Annotated in this window: 10 protein-coding genes; 7 read left to right on the plus strand and 3 right to left on the minus strand. The window is 52.9% G+C overall.

The genetic code is table 11. From position 1 onward, the window contains the following. Positions 1-2: 2 nt before the first annotated feature. From H7846_RS12110 to H7846_RS12140, 7 genes are all read left to right on the plus strand, one after another. On the plus strand, positions 3-746 hold the full coding sequence (locus H7846_RS12110; RefSeq protein WP_186692400.1) for a response regulator transcription factor: 744 nt from the start codon (positions 3-5) through the stop codon (positions 744-746). Between the two features lie 276 nt (positions 747-1,022). Then, a complete protein-coding gene (locus tag H7846_RS12115) occupies positions 1,023-1,364 on the plus strand; it encodes a PadR family transcriptional regulator (RefSeq protein ID WP_186692401.1) in 342 nt (113 codons plus the stop codon). Beyond that, positions 1,361-4,009 (plus strand): ABC transporter permease, encoded by a 2,649-nt coding sequence (locus H7846_RS12120; RefSeq protein ID WP_186692402.1) that lies wholly within the window; start codon positions 1,361-1,363, stop codon positions 4,007-4,009. The genes H7846_RS12115 and H7846_RS12120 overlap by 4 nt, the downstream gene beginning before the upstream one ends. A gap of 475 nt (positions 4,010-4,484) precedes the next feature. Further along, positions 4,485-6,854, plus strand: a complete 2,370-nt coding sequence (gene lptG, locus H7846_RS12125; RefSeq protein ID WP_186692403.1) for an LPS export ABC transporter permease LptG — start codon at positions 4,485-4,487, stop codon at positions 6,852-6,854. A gap of 166 nt (positions 6,855-7,020) precedes the next feature. Continuing rightward, positions 7,021-7,557: an FKBP-type peptidyl-prolyl cis-trans isomerase gene (locus H7846_RS12130; RefSeq protein WP_255460601.1), complete on the plus strand. Its 537-nt coding sequence runs from the start codon at positions 7,021-7,023 to the stop codon at positions 7,555-7,557. 91 nt (positions 7,558-7,648) lie between these two features. Further along, on the plus strand, positions 7,649-9,454 hold the full coding sequence (locus tag H7846_RS12135; protein ID WP_186696355.1) for an ABC transporter ATP-binding protein: 1,806 nt from the start codon (positions 7,649-7,651) through the stop codon (positions 9,452-9,454). A 186-nt stretch (positions 9,455-9,640) separates the two neighbouring features. Then, positions 9,641-10,360 carry a PAS domain-containing protein gene (locus H7846_RS12140; RefSeq protein WP_186692405.1) on the plus strand — a complete coding sequence of 240 codons (720 nt, stop codon included), beginning with the start codon at positions 9,641-9,643 and terminating at the stop codon, positions 10,358-10,360. Between the two features lie 25 nt (positions 10,361-10,385). Here the strand turns inward: H7846_RS12140 and H7846_RS12145 are convergent, their stop codons facing one another. The 3 genes from H7846_RS12145 to H7846_RS12155 form a co-directional block, all read right to left on the minus strand. Beyond that, positions 10,386-11,588, minus strand: coding sequence for a glycosyltransferase (locus tag H7846_RS12145; protein ID WP_186692406.1), 1,203 nt, complete (start codon positions 11,586-11,588; stop codon positions 10,386-10,388). A 536-nt stretch (positions 11,589-12,124) separates the two neighbouring features. After that, positions 12,125-13,480 carry a Gfo/Idh/MocA family protein gene (locus H7846_RS12150; RefSeq protein ID WP_186692407.1) on the minus strand — a complete coding sequence of 452 codons (1,356 nt, stop codon included), beginning with the start codon at positions 13,478-13,480 and terminating at the stop codon, positions 12,125-12,127. A 93-nt stretch (positions 13,481-13,573) separates the two neighbouring features. Beyond that, positions 13,574-15,811, minus strand: a complete 2,238-nt coding sequence (locus H7846_RS12155; RefSeq protein ID WP_186692409.1) for an alpha/beta hydrolase family protein — start codon at positions 15,809-15,811, stop codon at positions 13,574-13,576. Positions 15,812-15,831 lie beyond the last annotated feature (20 nt).

Below are 15,831 nucleotides of genomic sequence, written 5' to 3' on the forward strand. Positions count from 1 at the left end.
ACATGGCCGCCGAAGACCCTCCGCCTCTTATCGTCCTGGTTGAAGACGAAGAGCATCTCGCTCAAGGACTGTTGTTCAACCTTCAGGCCGAGGGCTACCGCACCCATCACGAATCCGATGGCGACAGCGCCTTAGAGTACCTTCTCAACACCGCCGAGCCCATTGCCGCCATCGTGCTCGACTGTATGCTTCCCGGAAAAGATGGCTTTGAAATCGTCCGCGCGCTCCGCGAAGCCCAGCGCTATACCCCAGTACTCATGCTGACGGCCCGCTCGAGCTCCAGCGATATTCTTCAGGGGCTCGAAGCCGGGGCCGACGACTACCTCGCCAAACCGTTCGACCTCAGTATCCTTCTTGTCCGCCTCAAATCGCTCCTCCGCCGCACTGCATGGCAGAGAAATCCTCAGATCGAAACCACGGAACAACCCGAGGCATCCTCCACCTATTGTTTCAATCACCGCACCATCCGCTTCGACGCGCTTGAGCTGGTCGCTCCCAACCGCATGACCCAGCTCACTCTGATGGAGGCAGACCTCCTGCGTTACCTCACCGAACGCGAAGGCCAGATCGTCTCGCGCAAAGAAATTCTCGAGCAGGTCTGGCGCGTCCACGAAGATACCGACACTCGAGCCATCGATAATTTCATCGTCCGCCTCCGCAGATATATCGAAGATGATCCCGCGCATCCTCAGCATCTCCTCACGGTGCGAGGGGTGGGTTATCGCTTTATCGCCAACCCTGCCTGATCCTTCTCAGCATTTCGACATATCCCGTCATTCTGAGCGCAACGAAGAACCCCTGTATTTGGGAGACCGCTGGTTTTCCGTTCAATCACGAAGTGCCATCCAGAGCGGAGCAACTTGCGCATTCTGCAAGTTACGAAGTCGAAGGATCTGCGGTTCCATCATGCAATATATGGAGAACACACGAACGCAATCATTTCGTCACAAAATCCCTCCTCCCCTATTGCCATCCCATAGAAGCTCATGCCACACTCCTATTGCATAACAATAGGAGATCGAATGGGCGATAAAACCGATGTCTGGCAGGGCACTCTGGCCCTCATGATCCTCAAAACACTCGAAACCATGGGACCGCTTCACGGTTACGGCATCGCTCGCCGCATCGAGCAGACCAGCGGAGATCTCCTCGCGCTCAACTACGGCACTCTCTATCCCGCCCTTCTTCGTCTCGAGCAAGAGGGAGCCATCATCTCAGAGTGGGGCTTCTCCGAAAACAACCGCAAGGCAAAGTTTTACTCACTTACCCGCGTTGGCCACAAACTCCTGAGCAAAGAAGCCCGCTCCTGGGAGCAGACCACCGCCATCCTCGCTCGCTTCCTCACACCTTCGGAGGAAGCATGAGACGCATCCGTGTATGGCTCCTCAAAATCTTGGGCATTGTCCCCAAACAGACCCACGAGCAGGACTTCTCTTCTGAGCTTGAAAGCCACCTTCAACTCCACATTGACGATAATCTCCGCTCCGGCATGAGTCCCGAGGAGGCCCGCCGTAACGCCATCCTCAGGCTCGGTGGCGTCGAGCACACCAAGCAGGCTCACCGCGAAGGCCGGACCATCCCCTTCCTTGAAACATTACTTCAGGACATCCGTTACGCTCTTCGCCAGCTGCGCCGCAACCCCGGCTTCACTATTACTGCCATCATCATGCTCGCCCTCGGCATTGGAGCCAGCGTCGCCATCTTTAGCTTCGTCGATGCTGCGCTGATCCAACCGTTACCCTATGCCAATCCCACACGTCTTGTGGATGTTGCCGAGCACGGTGCCTCGTTCTCGCGCTCCAATCTCTCTTATCTCGACTACGTTGATTGGAAACGCTCGAATAAAGTCTTCTCCTCTCTCGATGCCTATACTGGCTCCGGTTACCTCCTCAAAACACCCTCCGGCACCGAACCCGTTCCCGCTGCACGCGTAAGCGATGGCTTCTTCCGCACCCTTGGCGTTCACCCGATCCTCGGCCGCGATTTCTATTCCGGCGAGGACCAACCGAACGCCCCGGCTACCGTCATCCTCACCTATGGAGCTTGGCAGCAGCGCTTCGGAGGACGCAAAGACGTCATCAATCAAATCGTCACACTGGATGGAACCCCGACAATCATCATTGGTGTCCTTCCCGAAAACTTTCAATTCGCCCCTCGCGGTCGTGCTGAGTTGTGGACCACGCTCCACCAACTCAGTAACTGTGAAAAACGACGTACCTGTCACAACCTCTTCGGCATCGCTCGCTTGAAAGATGGTGTCTCTTTTGAGACTGCACAAACTGAAATGGCCGCCATCGCAAAGCAGCTCGAAATTCAGTACCCCGGGTCCAACCGCGACCAGGGCGCACATATCGGGCCGCTCTCTGAGCTCATCGTTGGAGAGATCCGTCCTATCCTGCTCGTTCTTCTCACTGGGGCCTGCCTCCTGCTGCTCATCGCCTGCGTCAACGTCTCCAGCCTTCTTCTCGTTCGCTCTGAAAGCCGACGCCGCGAGTTCGCTGTTCGTAGTGCCCTCGGGGCCTCTCCCGCACGCCTCGTCCGCCAATTCATAACCGAAGGCCTCATCCTCGTCACCGCCGGAACTCTCTCCGGGCTTGCCGTAGGAGCTATTGCCATGCGGTTCATGTTGAGCCTTATCTCGAAAGACATGCTCTCCAGCATGCCCTACCTCAATCACCTCGCCATGAGTCCCCGCGTACTTGGCTTCACAATGGTCATCTCATTTCTCGCTGCGACCGTCTTCTCGCTCACACCTGTGCTGCGACTTCCAACTGCGTCCATGCGTGAGGCACTTAATGAAGGAGATCGCGGCTCCGTCGGGGCTCTCTGGCGTCGCATGGGAGCTAACCTCGTCGTTCTGGAACTCACCGTCGCCGTCGTTCTCTTGGTCGCCGCCGGGCTCCTGGGAAAGAGCTTCTATCGACTGCTCCACGTTGATCTCGCCTTCGACCCTTCAAACCTCGCCACCGTAATCGTCGAACTTCCCGAACAGACCTACAACAAGAACGAAACCATCAAGGCCATCACCCACAAGATCACAGATCGAGTCGCTGCCCTGCCCAGTGTTACCTCCGTGGGAACGACCAGCGAGCTTCCAGCCACTTATAACGGCAATACCAATTGGATTCGCATCGTCGGCCACCCTTTCCACGGCGAACACAACGAAGTCAACTCCCGCCAGGTTAGCTCCGGCTTCTTCAACACCATCCGTGCTAGTCTCATCCGCGGTCGGCTCATCACGGACCAAGACGACAGCACCCGTTCCAGGGTCTCTGTCATCAACAAAGCCTTCGCGGATAAATACTTTTCTGGAGAAGATCCCATCGGGAAAAAATACGGTGATGGTGATCTGAAGCCCGACTCCATGCGCGAGATTGTTGGTATCGTCGATAACATCCGCGAGAGCAGCCTTGAGGAAGACATCTGGCCCGCGGAGTACACCCCAGCCAGCCAGGAAGCCGACTCGGAACTTATACTCATCGTTCGCACCTCAGGCGATGACAAATCTCTACTCCCTACCCTGAGCGCTGCCATCCACCAAATTGACCCTGGCATCGGCACAACCAATGAGCAAACCATGCTTCAACACATCAACAACTCCCAAACTGCATATCTCCATCGCTCCGCAGCCTGGATAGTCGGAGGCTTCGCTGCGCTCGCTCTTCTCCTTGGAGTCATCGGCCTTTATGGAGTCATTGCCTACTCCGTCAGCCAGCGCACCAGAGAAATCGGAGTCCGCATGGCCCTCGGAGCGGCCCGCGGCTCCGTCTACCAGCTCATCCTCAAAGAAGCGGGCCGACTAACCATCCTCGGAATCGCCGCAGGCATCTTCTGCTCCATCGCCTCCGCCGCGTTCCTCCGCAAACTCCTCTTTGGAGTCCGTTCCTGGGATCTGGCGACCCTTGCAACCGTAGTACTTCTCCTCAGCCTCGCCACCTTACTGGCCAGCTTCATACCGGCCCGCCGCGCCGCCTCCATCAATCCCGTCGAGGCCCTCCGCGCCGAATAGCCAACAATGAACACCACTTCGGGTGCCCCATCTTCGGCTTGGGACGACTCCAGTCGTCACAAGACTAAGGTGGGTGCTGCGGGTACGGGTGCCCCATACCTGGCAGCTTGATCGCCAGATGTGGGACATTCGCGCGTCAGCGCGAACGCCTTGCTTAACACGGCTTTAGCCGTGCCGTAAATAGTATCGAGAAAGGGGCTTTAGCCCCTGATGCCCTTCTTCAAACTTTCCCGCTACTTAAAGCGAAGCATCCTCGATTGAAGCCCCTCCGCAACCGATTTCCACCGTCCCCCTCTTGACACTGCCTGCTATTCTTAAATTAAGAAGGTAATAAAGCCCGGCCAATGGCCGGGCTTTTGCTTTAACAAACCCCGCACATCGGAGGTACGAGCCTAAAGTATCTGCTTCGAATACTTTGCACACTTTTGGTAGGGGGAGGGGGATCGCGTAAACTCAACAGAGAGCATCCAGAAGCATGCGCATCTTTACCCGGTACATCCTCCGCGAAGTCACTTCCTATGCCGTCCTCGGCGGAGTGTTATTCACCTTTATGCTCTTCATGCGCAACCTCGGCGATATCGTTGCGCTCGTCGTCCGAGGTTCGGCCTCGCTCATGGATGTCCTGCGTATCTTCGCATACCTGTTACCCAGCTTCCTCATCATGACCATCCCAATGGCGGTCCTGGTAGGAATCCTGCTAGGGCTCTCCCGACTCGCTGCCGACTCCGAGATCACAGCGATGCGGGCCTCCGGCGTAGGCGTCTTCCAATTTATCCGGATCATTTCGATCCTTGCTCTGACCGCCCTCGTAGGCAGCCTCTTCAACTCGCTTTATCTCGCGCCGAAATCGGCCGCCGCGACTCTGGCCCTCCAAGACTCGCTCAAATCCACCCAGGCCTCCTTTGAAGTCCAGCCCCGCGTCTTCTATGAAGATTTTCGCAACTACGTCCTCTTTATTCAGGACGTAAAACCGGCATCAGGAGCAGCGCTCTGGCGCCACGTCTTCCTCGCCGATCTCACTCAACCTGCAAACCCAAACATCACCACCGCCGACGAGGCGGTCGTCGTCTCCAACGATCCGCAAAGTATCCGGCTGCATCTCGTAAATGGCGGCCAGCACCAGACCTCTCCGACGGACCCGAACCAATACAACATCTCCACCTTCGCCTCCACGGATCTGCCGATCCAAACCGGCGTGCAGGAAGACTCTCATCTCGGCCGTTCCAACACTCCAATCCTCGCGCTCCCTCTCTCCAATCTGTGGAGACTCGGGCACTCGCCGGACAATACCGTGCCGGGGGTTCGCGCGAATGTCTACCGAATCGAATTTCATCGCCGGCTCTCTTATCCGTTCGCCTGCATCGTCCTGATGTTGATTGGAGTTCCTCTCGGCCTCTCCTCAAAGCGCGGTGGAAAATCAACTGGCTTTGTTCTGACGATCGCCCTGGTCTTTATCTACTACTTCCTTTCACAGATTGGCATCGCCTTCGCTAAAAATGGAAAACTGTCTCCCTTCTTCGGGGTCTGGGGAGCAAACCTTCTCTTCGCTGCCTTTGGACTGGCTCTTCTTTACCAGATGTCTCACAGCGGCATCGCACTTGGGCTTATCTCGTCCGTCGGAACAGGGCTCAATAAACTGCTCAACCGCATATTGCGAGATCGACAGTCGGCGTCGAACGGCAATTTCAACATAGCAACTGCGTTACGCCGCTTTCGCAGCACCTTTCACATTCAATTTCCTCTCCTGCTCGACGACTACATCATGCGCAGCTACGCATCGAACTTTGCGCTGATCCTACTGTCCTTTTCTTCTGTCTTCCTGATCTTTACCTTCTTTGAGCTGATCGGAGATATCATCCGAAATCGCACCGCATTGATAACTGTTGGCGATTACCTGATCAACCTCATCCCCTACATCCTCTATAACGTCACCCCTCTCTGTGCTCTGGTCGCAGTGCTGATTACCTTCGGCGCGCTCAACCGTTCCTCAGAGCTCACCGCGATGAAAGCAACCGGAACCAGTTTGTACCGTATCGTCACCCCGGTCCTTGTTACGACGTTACTGATCGCAATCTCCCTTTTCGCCTTCGACGAACTTTACCTACCTACTGCCAATCGGCGGCAGGAGGCCCTGCGCTCTGTTATCAAAGACAAACCTGCCCAAACTTTCCTTCGCCCCGATCGCAAGTGGATCTCCGGCCAGGCGGGCCCTTCAGGTTCATCCACGCGAATCTTCTACTATCAGTTCTTCGATGCAACCAAAAATGTTTTTGCAAATCTTACCGTCTTTGAATTCGATCCAGAGACCTTCGCGTTGAAACGGCGCATTTTTGCCGCCTCCGCTCACTGGAATGATCGCATCGATCAGTGGGTCTTCGAGAATGGCTGGCAACGCACCTTTGAAGGAGAGACGATCGCATCGTATCAACCCTTCACGATTACCGCTTTCCCAGACATTCACGAACAGCCCTCATACTTTGTAAAAGAGGATCGTCCCGCCCAGGAGATGAGCTATAACGAACTCTCCCATTACATCTCCGACCTCAATCAATCGGGCTTCGATACGAAACGGCTCAGCGTTCAACTCAACCGAAAGATCGCCTATCCCCTGATTACGCTCGTAATGGCGATTCTGGCTGTCCCCTTTGCACTCTCTATGGGAAAGCGCGGCTCGCTCGCCGGAATTGCCACAGCTATCGGCCTCGCCATTGCCTATTGGGTTGTGGATGGACTCTTCCAGGCCATGGGCAATGTCAATACATTACCTGCAGCTCTTGCCGCCTGGACGCCCGATCTTCTCTTCGGAATCGCTGGAACTTATCTATTACTACGAACCTCAACCTAGGATCTTCAAGCAATCCCCCTCCTCAATAAACACCCTGGCCTACACTGGAATCACAATGATCTTTCGCCCTTTATTTTTTGTAACTCTCTTGGCAGCTACGGCTGCAGCTCAAACAGCGACAACATCTCCGAAAAGGCCAGCCGCACATCGCTCTTCGGCAACTACGGTGAAACAGGCTAAAGTGGCCCCAATCTCCAACCCTGCAGATAATCCACCGAACGTCCCTCAGATCGAAGGAACCCCACAAAATCTTTACGCTCTTCGCTATATCGACATCCAAGTGGGTACGGGAGAACTCGCAAAACCGGAGCAGTACTATACGGTTCACTACACTGGCTGGCTTACCGATGGCACCAAATTCGATTCGTCTCATGACCATCCGGGCGATGAACCCATTGTCTTTCCCTATGGCGCACGCCGGGTGATTGCAGGCTGGGATACTGGGTTTGAAGGAATGCACGTTGGCGGAAAACGCCGTCTTTTCATCCCCTATCAGCTTGCATATGGCGAGATGGGGCGTCCGCCGGTTATTCCTCCCAAGGCCGACCTGATCTTCGACATCGAGCTGGTGTCTCAGTCCGATACTCCGCCAGAACCAAAGGAAGCCCCTGCGCCTTCCTCTCCAGCTAATCAGGACACCTCCCCGAATCAGCCTGCGGTGCAGCCTTTAGCCGGTTCCGCAACAGAACAGCCACATTCTTGAACATTCTGAAAAAAATGGCGCTGGGGGAATCTCCGAACCTCCTGCGCCATTTCGAGTATCTAATCTTTGCGGCTTAGACTATCTCTGTATGATGCTGAATCGACTTAAACCTCTTGCCCCCTACCTCAAACGGTACTGGAAGGCTCTTGCCTGGGGTGGAGTCGCTGTTGTTTTCTACAACGTCATCAAAGTGCTGATTCCGATCGTCATTGGACACGCCATTGATGACATGCGTCAGGGCATTACGCAGCAGAAGATTCTCTTTCATGCCCTCCGACTTTTGCTGATTGCTGCAGGCTCCGCCATATTTCTTTACATTACCCGTCAGGTCATCATTGGGGCTTCGCGTGAGATTGAATACGACCTGCGCAACGATCTCTTCGCCAATCTTGAACGTCAGTCCCCGAACTTCTACCACACGCACCGTACCGGTGACATCATGGCTCGCACAACCAATGACCTGAACGCCGTGCGCCAGCTTCTCGGGCCCGCCATCATGTACAGCGCGAATACACTGGTCTTTACCTGTGCGGCACTGCCCTTCATGTATCGCATCAGCCCCAAGCTGACTTTCTTCGCTTTTGTTCCTCTTCCCGCAGCGTCGGTACTTGTTCAATATTTCGGTAATCGAATCCACCGCCGCTTTGAGCGTATTCAAGCAATGTTTTCTGACATCTCGGCCAAAGCGCAGGAGAATTTCTCTGGAGCTCGCCTTATTCGCGCCTTTGCACAGGAACAAGCCGAAATCGAATCTTTTGAAGAGGCAAATCGCGAGTACATTCGGCGGAGCCTTCATCTCGTTCGCCTGATGGCGATGCTATGGCCCACACTGGAGTTTGTTCTTGGCCTTTCGCTGATGATCACGCTTCTGATTGGAGGTCATGAGGTCGTACAGCACCATATCAGTGTGGGCGAGTTCACCAGCTTCAACGTCTACATGGTGCAGCTCATCTGGCCGATTATTGCCATCGGCTGGGTGGTCAACCTCTTTCAGCGAGGAACCGCCTCAATCGTCCGTATCGATGAGCTTCTCAAGCAACAACCCTCCATCACCGACGATCCTGCTCTCCTGACCTGCCGGCCCCATCCTGAAACACCCTGTACTGACACCGTGAACTCGTTGGTCTCGCTCCCTATCTGTAGTCTTCATGGTGACATCGAACTCCGGAATCTTTCCTTCGCTTACCCCAAAGGCCCTACGGTTCTTCACCATATCAATCTCCAGATCCCCGCAGGCTCTTCCCTGGCGATTGTTGGCCCGACTGGATCCGGGAAGTCGACCCTGGTCTCCCTTATCGCGCGATTACAGGATGCTCAACCGGACATGGTTTTCATCGATAATGTTCCAATCCGGTCTTTCCCACTAGCTGAATTGCGTGCCAGCATTGGTTTCGTTCCGCAGGAAACATTCCTCTTTTCAGATACAATTCGCCATAACATCTCCTTTGGCTCTCCTAGCGCCACGGATGAACAGATCGAAGAAGCCGCCGCTATTGCGCATATCCTCACCGAGATCCTGGAATTTCCGCGCGGTTTTGAAACAATCGTAGGAGAACGAGGCGTAACCCTCTCTGGCGGCCAGAAACAACGCACAGCAATTGCCCGCGCCATCATTCGCGATCCTCGCATTCTTGTACTGGATGATTCTCTCGCCTCTGTGGACACCTACACCGAGGAGCGCATACTCCAGGGTCTTGCTCAAATTATGCGTGGTCGTACCACGATCTTTATCTCTCACCGCATCTCTACTGCTCGCAATGCAGATCAGATCGCTGTACTCGTCGAAGGGCGAATCGCAGAACTTGGAACACATGAGGAATTGTTAAACCGCAACGGTTATTACACGAGTCTCTACGAAAAACAACGTCTTGAAGAAGAGATTGCAGTTATAAGCTAGATCGTTTTACTTAAATTAGATTTTCCAATTTGTGCGCACTTTTTTCACTTTAAGTCCAATAGATAGGTGTAAAAACTAATAGATAGGCTTTCCCGTTTTACCTGTTGGATGATAAAACGCAAAAAGAAGGTAAAACGTCATATCATAAGCAACTGTATTTTTGGGCCACTGGCCAACCGGGATGTGATGATTAAATTTCCAGAAACCTATCCATGGTGGTTACGCTACGCTACCTCCATCTTCGCGGCATCCGTTGCGTGGAGCCTGTCATGGTTCTTTGTTCATCACGGGCTTCGCCTGCATTCCAGTTTCATGCTCACGGCTGTCGTCATTACAGCTTGGTTTGGAGGTTTTGGACCCGGCGTCCTAACCTTCGTTCTAACCATACCCGCTCAAATTTTGTTACGCGATCCAATCAATATCTGGTCCATTCGTGGTCATTCTGGATGGGCTGGTTTCTGCATCTATATCGTCAATGCCATTGTCGTTTGCAGCCTCTTTCGAAAACGTTACTATCAGAAATCGCACTCGACAGTCTCTCCGGTCGCCGTGACAGGAGGATGGATGTGGAAGTTCGATCCGGCTGATGGAGGAACCATCGAAACCAATTCTCCTGAGTTTCCCAGCCTATCGATCACCCGTACGTTCGCCATGTGGCTTGAGACAGTACATCCAGATGATCGAGAATACCTGCAAAAGCAGATTCAACAAGCGCTATCCAACGGCCAGTTCGCGGCTCGGTACCACGTCGTGCACAACGACGGCGAAGTGCGGCTCGTCTCAATGTTTGGCGTCAAAATCAACGACAATAGCCTTCGCAGAGACTATCTGATCGCAACCTGTCTTGAGGTTGGCGCTAGAGAGAATCCGGAGCATCTTGAATGGCATGCCCTCCCGCTTGGGTAATAACTCCATTCGACACGCAGGATTTCTATCCCAGAGTGTAGCTGTTGGAAAACTCCCTTAGCACGACGCTGGTCGCCATTTCACTCCGAAGGATCGACATAACTTCATGCAGCAGGGTCCATCCTGCCTGCTCTGCCGTAAATCGAGATTGAAAACACTCACCTGCTCTCGACCGAAATCTCTTTCGCTCCGCATCGTCCAGGTGAAGCCAGCGTCTGAGTAATAATTCAGTCCCTTGCAGGTCATCTGTTTCCACCAGCCCTGCTCCCGACCGGATAACCTCACGCCAGATCTGAACCTTGTTGCTGAGTAACACAGGAGTATGAACCGCTAATGACTCGACAACTGCGATCCCGAAGTTCTCTTGATGTGAAGGAAGCACAAACGCATCCGCCGAACGTATCAATTCCCACTTGACATCCCCAGTGATCATTCCAGTCCAGATCACCCGATCTTGCAGGCCCGCCGTAGCAATCGTGTTTCTCATCGATTCGATATAAGAAGATTCCCCTGGGCCAGCCATGACCAGATCGATGTCCGGATGGTCCTGCGCAACCCGGGAGAACGCCTGTATCAGAAGCTCACAGCCCTTTTTAGGATGAATTCTTCCAAAGAACAGTAAAAAGCGGCGCCCTTTCAACTCGGGAAATCGGGACTGAGTTGATGGAATGAATCTCTCTGCCGGGGGTGGAGCAATGCCTAGAGGAGCCACCATCCCCTTCCAACGAAATGGAAAGAACGACCGAATTGATCGTTCCATCTCTTCTTCTGTAGTAAAGATGATTCCGGTTGCTTCGTCCAGAACTTTGCGAAGCTTAGCGCTCCAAAAGAACGTCTTCTTGATGTGCTTCAGAAGAAACTGCTCATTGAACCAGGGATCAAGCATCCCATGGGTGTAGACAAAATAAGGAACTTTGCGTGAGAGTGCAGCTTGCACTGCATTAGTCGGATACTGCCATAAACCATGAGCGATAACAGCATCAAAGTGTGGCCCATGCTGCTCGAGCCATCCAGCCATCCTTGGACAATACACGTAACTTGTTTTTCCTGGCCCTAATGCATGGACAGGAAAAGGCATCTCATCAAGATGAACAGATCCAGGCGCATCGGCAGATGCGACTTCGATCGTGTGCCCTAATTTTTGGTGAACTAACCCAAGCTGCAAGAGCGCCTCGACCGGCCCTCCCGTTTTGCGATCTACAGACGTAATGACGTGAAGAAAACGCACATACACCTCGGAGAAAAGTTGTTCAGATCTCTTTTCTTTCAACTAAGCGGAAAACGTCGCCATTCTTCAGTCTTCTATTTTAATATAGTGCGCTTCTTGTTCGAACGAAATCAAGGCCGAGAACAAGAGAAAAATACAGAGTTGCCTGAACTATCCGTCTGCGATTCTTTCGTGTCGGCAGGGGGTACCCCAGAACCGCAAAGGTCGGCGGCTTTGAGCCCCATTTCCTAGCGTTGCAGGGTCCGCAAGCAAACACATATTATTCGGATGAACTTATTATTTCCCGACAGTGGAATACAAGATAGCCGTCCTCATGGATCTTGCACTAAACGAGTTCGCCAGCCAGCACGGGATTATCCGCGTGCTGGCTGAAATCCAAAGACAATTGCGGACTCATCTGACTTGGTACAAGAAAGCCCCTTCAAAGCCGCGCTGCACTAACTCATCGCTGATACGAACAACCAGGCTTTCTCACATCTGTTGCTTTTAGAATCCCCCCAAATATCTTTCGATAAATGAAACACAGAGAGATGTCTTTACGACATGGTCGCAATAGCAGACGCTGAACGGATCTTCCAGGCTCCACGCGTAAAATCCGGAAATTCAATTGGAGTGCTGCCTTTAGCTACCGAAGTAACGCTGAGCGGGCCAACAGAAGACCATGCTGCCGTATCGTAAACATCGATATCTGGTGGTAAACCTTCGCGCAAGCACTGCAGCATACGATAGTGCATAATCATATCCATTCCTCCATGACCGCCAGTCTTTGCAGCGAAGTCTCCCTCTTTCGCCCATAGAGGATGAGTGTAGCTCTTATACTTATCAAGCGAGCCAAACACTTCTTCCTTATCGCCCTCGAGATATATGCGCGGTGGATAGTCCTCGAAGATTCCCTTGGTGCCTGCGATCATATTGATGCGACTGTAAGGATTCGGCAACGAAACCGCATGTTTGACGGTAATCGTGAGTCCCTTGGACGTTTTGATGAGAGATGTGTTCATGTCCCCGCATATATATTTTTCAGACCAACGTGGGTCTCCTGGCTGAAGATGTTCTTTGCGGTAAATATCGAGCCCCCGCTCAATGGAACTCATGGATACTAAGTAACCAAAGCGATCGCCACGGTTGATATTCATATAGTTCGCGACTGGGCCAAGACCATGAGTCGGATATAAATTTCCATTACGTTTGGTGTGTTCCGCACGCCGCCAAAGACCATTCGCCTTGTTTTGGAATAGCTCTTCGCGGATGTCATGGATATAGGCTCCCTCGCCATAGATGAGTTCGCCAAAACGTCCTTCGTTCGTCATACGCAGGACAAGCGTCTCGTTATATCCGTAACAGCAATTTTCCATAATGAAGCAGTGCTTTCGTGTGCGCTCGGAGGTATTGACGATATCCCAGCACTCTTCCAGAGTAACGACGCCCGGCACCTCGATACCAACATCTTTGCCATGGTTCATGGCAAAGAGCGCAACCGGAGCATGCCAGCTCCACGGCGTCGCAGTGAGCACCAGGTCTATATCATTGCGCTTCAGCATGTTCTCGAAATCATGCGGGCCAGCAGTATACAGGTCTGGACGCTTCTTGCCGCTCTTCTCAACAAGAGCAGCACCGTTCTCAGCCTTCTCTTTCACTACATCGCAAATAGCGACGATCTGTGCGTCGAGCGCGATCAGCATCTTCAGATGACCAGTCCCGCGCACTCCTACGCCAACCAAAGCAATTCGGGGGTTACGCTTTGCGAAAGGGACTCCGATCATCGTGGCGTGGCCGACAGGAGCAGCAGCTTTCTGCAAAGCAGATGCTGATGCAAATGATTTCGTAAGAGCAGATGCAGCCCCAAGCTGAACGAATCGACGGCGAGACCATGAACTAAAGTTGAAATCCATTAGAAGCTCCTCACAAGGTTGGCTATATGGTTGATCGATCATCATCACATGCTGAAGACATGACGCTGACCGCTATATCTTGCACTCAATTACTCACGCAGTACTACTCAACCAGTCGAGACAGATATGCAAATTATCTGCAGTTGTGTTACGGAAATTCAGCCATGATCCGGCAGCATATTTAGCAGAAATCCTCTCGTGATATTGCCCGATCGCAGAGGCTTTCTGCATCGTCGTACCATCTCCGTTCGACGGATTGTTGATCCAGACTGGATGCGGCGATATAGCAGCGATGATGTCTGGTAGATCAAAATGCTTCAAGATTCCCGGTACGAACCATTCGAGATCCAGCATATAGTCTTCCGTACTGACAATTGATTGATAAGTCAGCGGGACATCGCGAAGTAGCAGAGATTTGATGTTGGCATCCAATGCAACAGCCATTAAAGCGGCTAAACCGGCCGGTCCTTCTCCCATTACATAGATGTGCGTTGGATCAACATCAGACCGAGTACGTAAATAGCGAAGAGCAGCGAGAAGATCAACGACACGTTGACCAATAACCGAGTATCCCAATGACAGATTGGTCCAGGCATGGCGCTCAAAGAGGTTCATCCCTCGATAAAATTCCGGCCCGCGGTCAGGAGATCGTGGCAAAGAAACCCCCAAACCGCGCAGATAAATAGAACACGTAGCATAGCCAGCATCTAATATCTCTTCAAAGCGCCCTCCCTCAAAAAGAGGATCGTTAGTCTGATATGCGCTGGCATAGAGCAGCACTGGACGTCGCTGCACCGCTTTCTTTGTCGAATGGACATGCCATCCTACGGTTCGAACCCCAGGCTCCGGCTCAATCTGAAACTCATCAATGCTTCGCGTCGGCCCCGAGTTCGTAGACAGGATGGCTGCGCGAAGATTCCCTTCAGCAGCAGGCAGAGCAAGTAGGGACCGCAGCTCGGAGCACACGTAATCACGCGCAGATGCTGGTGTTTCATCGAATGGGCTCCGAGGGAGAAGCTGTTTCATGCGCTCGACATTCAACTGAGTAACAGTTCGACCTCTGAAAGCTGTCAGTACCTGACCGGTAGTTGTGCAGTTCAATTCGTTGATCGGTGCCGAATCAAACTCAACCTCTTCTGCAGTTGCGGCTCCATTACGAAGCCAGCGATTGAAGCACTCGTAGACCGCTCGCCGCGAAAGCGCATCGAGGGCATGCGGGAGATGACCCACAACAACATCCAGACGATCTGTCGCACCAGAAAGTCGGTAGAGTCGAGTCAGATCTTTCAGATTTTCTGCTATGCCCTCCTCATAGACAGGAGAGTAGGTCTGCCCTTGATCATGCGCCGTATAACAAATACGAAGTGGCTTCGGTGCGAATGCATTAAGAAGATCACCACGGTCAAGACCTAAAGGAAGGCCGCCAATGATGTCCTGCTCGGCATCGCCGATTGCTCCGGGAGCCTCATAAAGCGGTCCTGCAAGATTTTCGAAGTTGGCTTCACATGGAACTGCAACCTTGATTCTCTCCTCCAAAGCCATTAGGTACATCGTCATGGTCCCACCACCAGAGTGGCCTGTACAACCAATACGCTCACCATCAACCTCTGACCTGCTCACAAGGTAATCCAACGCGCGGATTCCATCCCAAACCCGATGGAGAGCAAAGCTACTACCGAAAAGCACCATGGGGCGCCCCGTCTGGAGATGTTCGGGAACAACATCGAAACGCGGACGCTTAGAGTCTCGATCAAGATATTGTCGGCGCTCTCCCTGACCAAACGGATCATAGGCAATGACCACAAAACCTTGTCTTGCGAGATTCTGAAAACAATGCTGATAGCTTCGATAAGACTTGCCTTCGGTTGTATGTCCAAGAGGAGCAAGAATTCCGGGGTGCGGACCTTGTATGCTTGGCAAATAGAGGTGGGCAGTAACGTAAATCCCCGGTCGGCTTTCAAAGATGATTTTTTCGATGCGATATATTCCGCGATCGATACTACCCACGACTCGCGGATTGAGCGGTGTACGTTCAGGAGAGCCACCAAGAACTGTCCAGAGCTGTTCCCGAACAAGAGCAGCACGTTTCTGTACATCCTGCGATGTCCGGACGCTGTCGATCATCTTCCGGCGCGTTGACCTGACCGCATGCATCTTTTGCGCAACGAAATCAGGCCAATCATTCCAAAAGTCTCGGTCGATGCGCCCATTCGCATCACAATTGGCCATCGATTCCGAAGAGGCAGGACTCTCAGCCCAAAGTGGTGCAGCAGAACTAGCAACCAGCGCCGAGATATTAGTCCCCAGGAAGTGGCGACGGGTGACGACCACGAAAACCTCCTTGAAGTAAG

This window comes from Edaphobacter sp. 4G125, from assembly GCF_014274685.1.
Taxonomy (GTDB): domain Bacteria; phylum Acidobacteriota; class Terriglobia; order Terriglobales; family Acidobacteriaceae; genus Edaphobacter.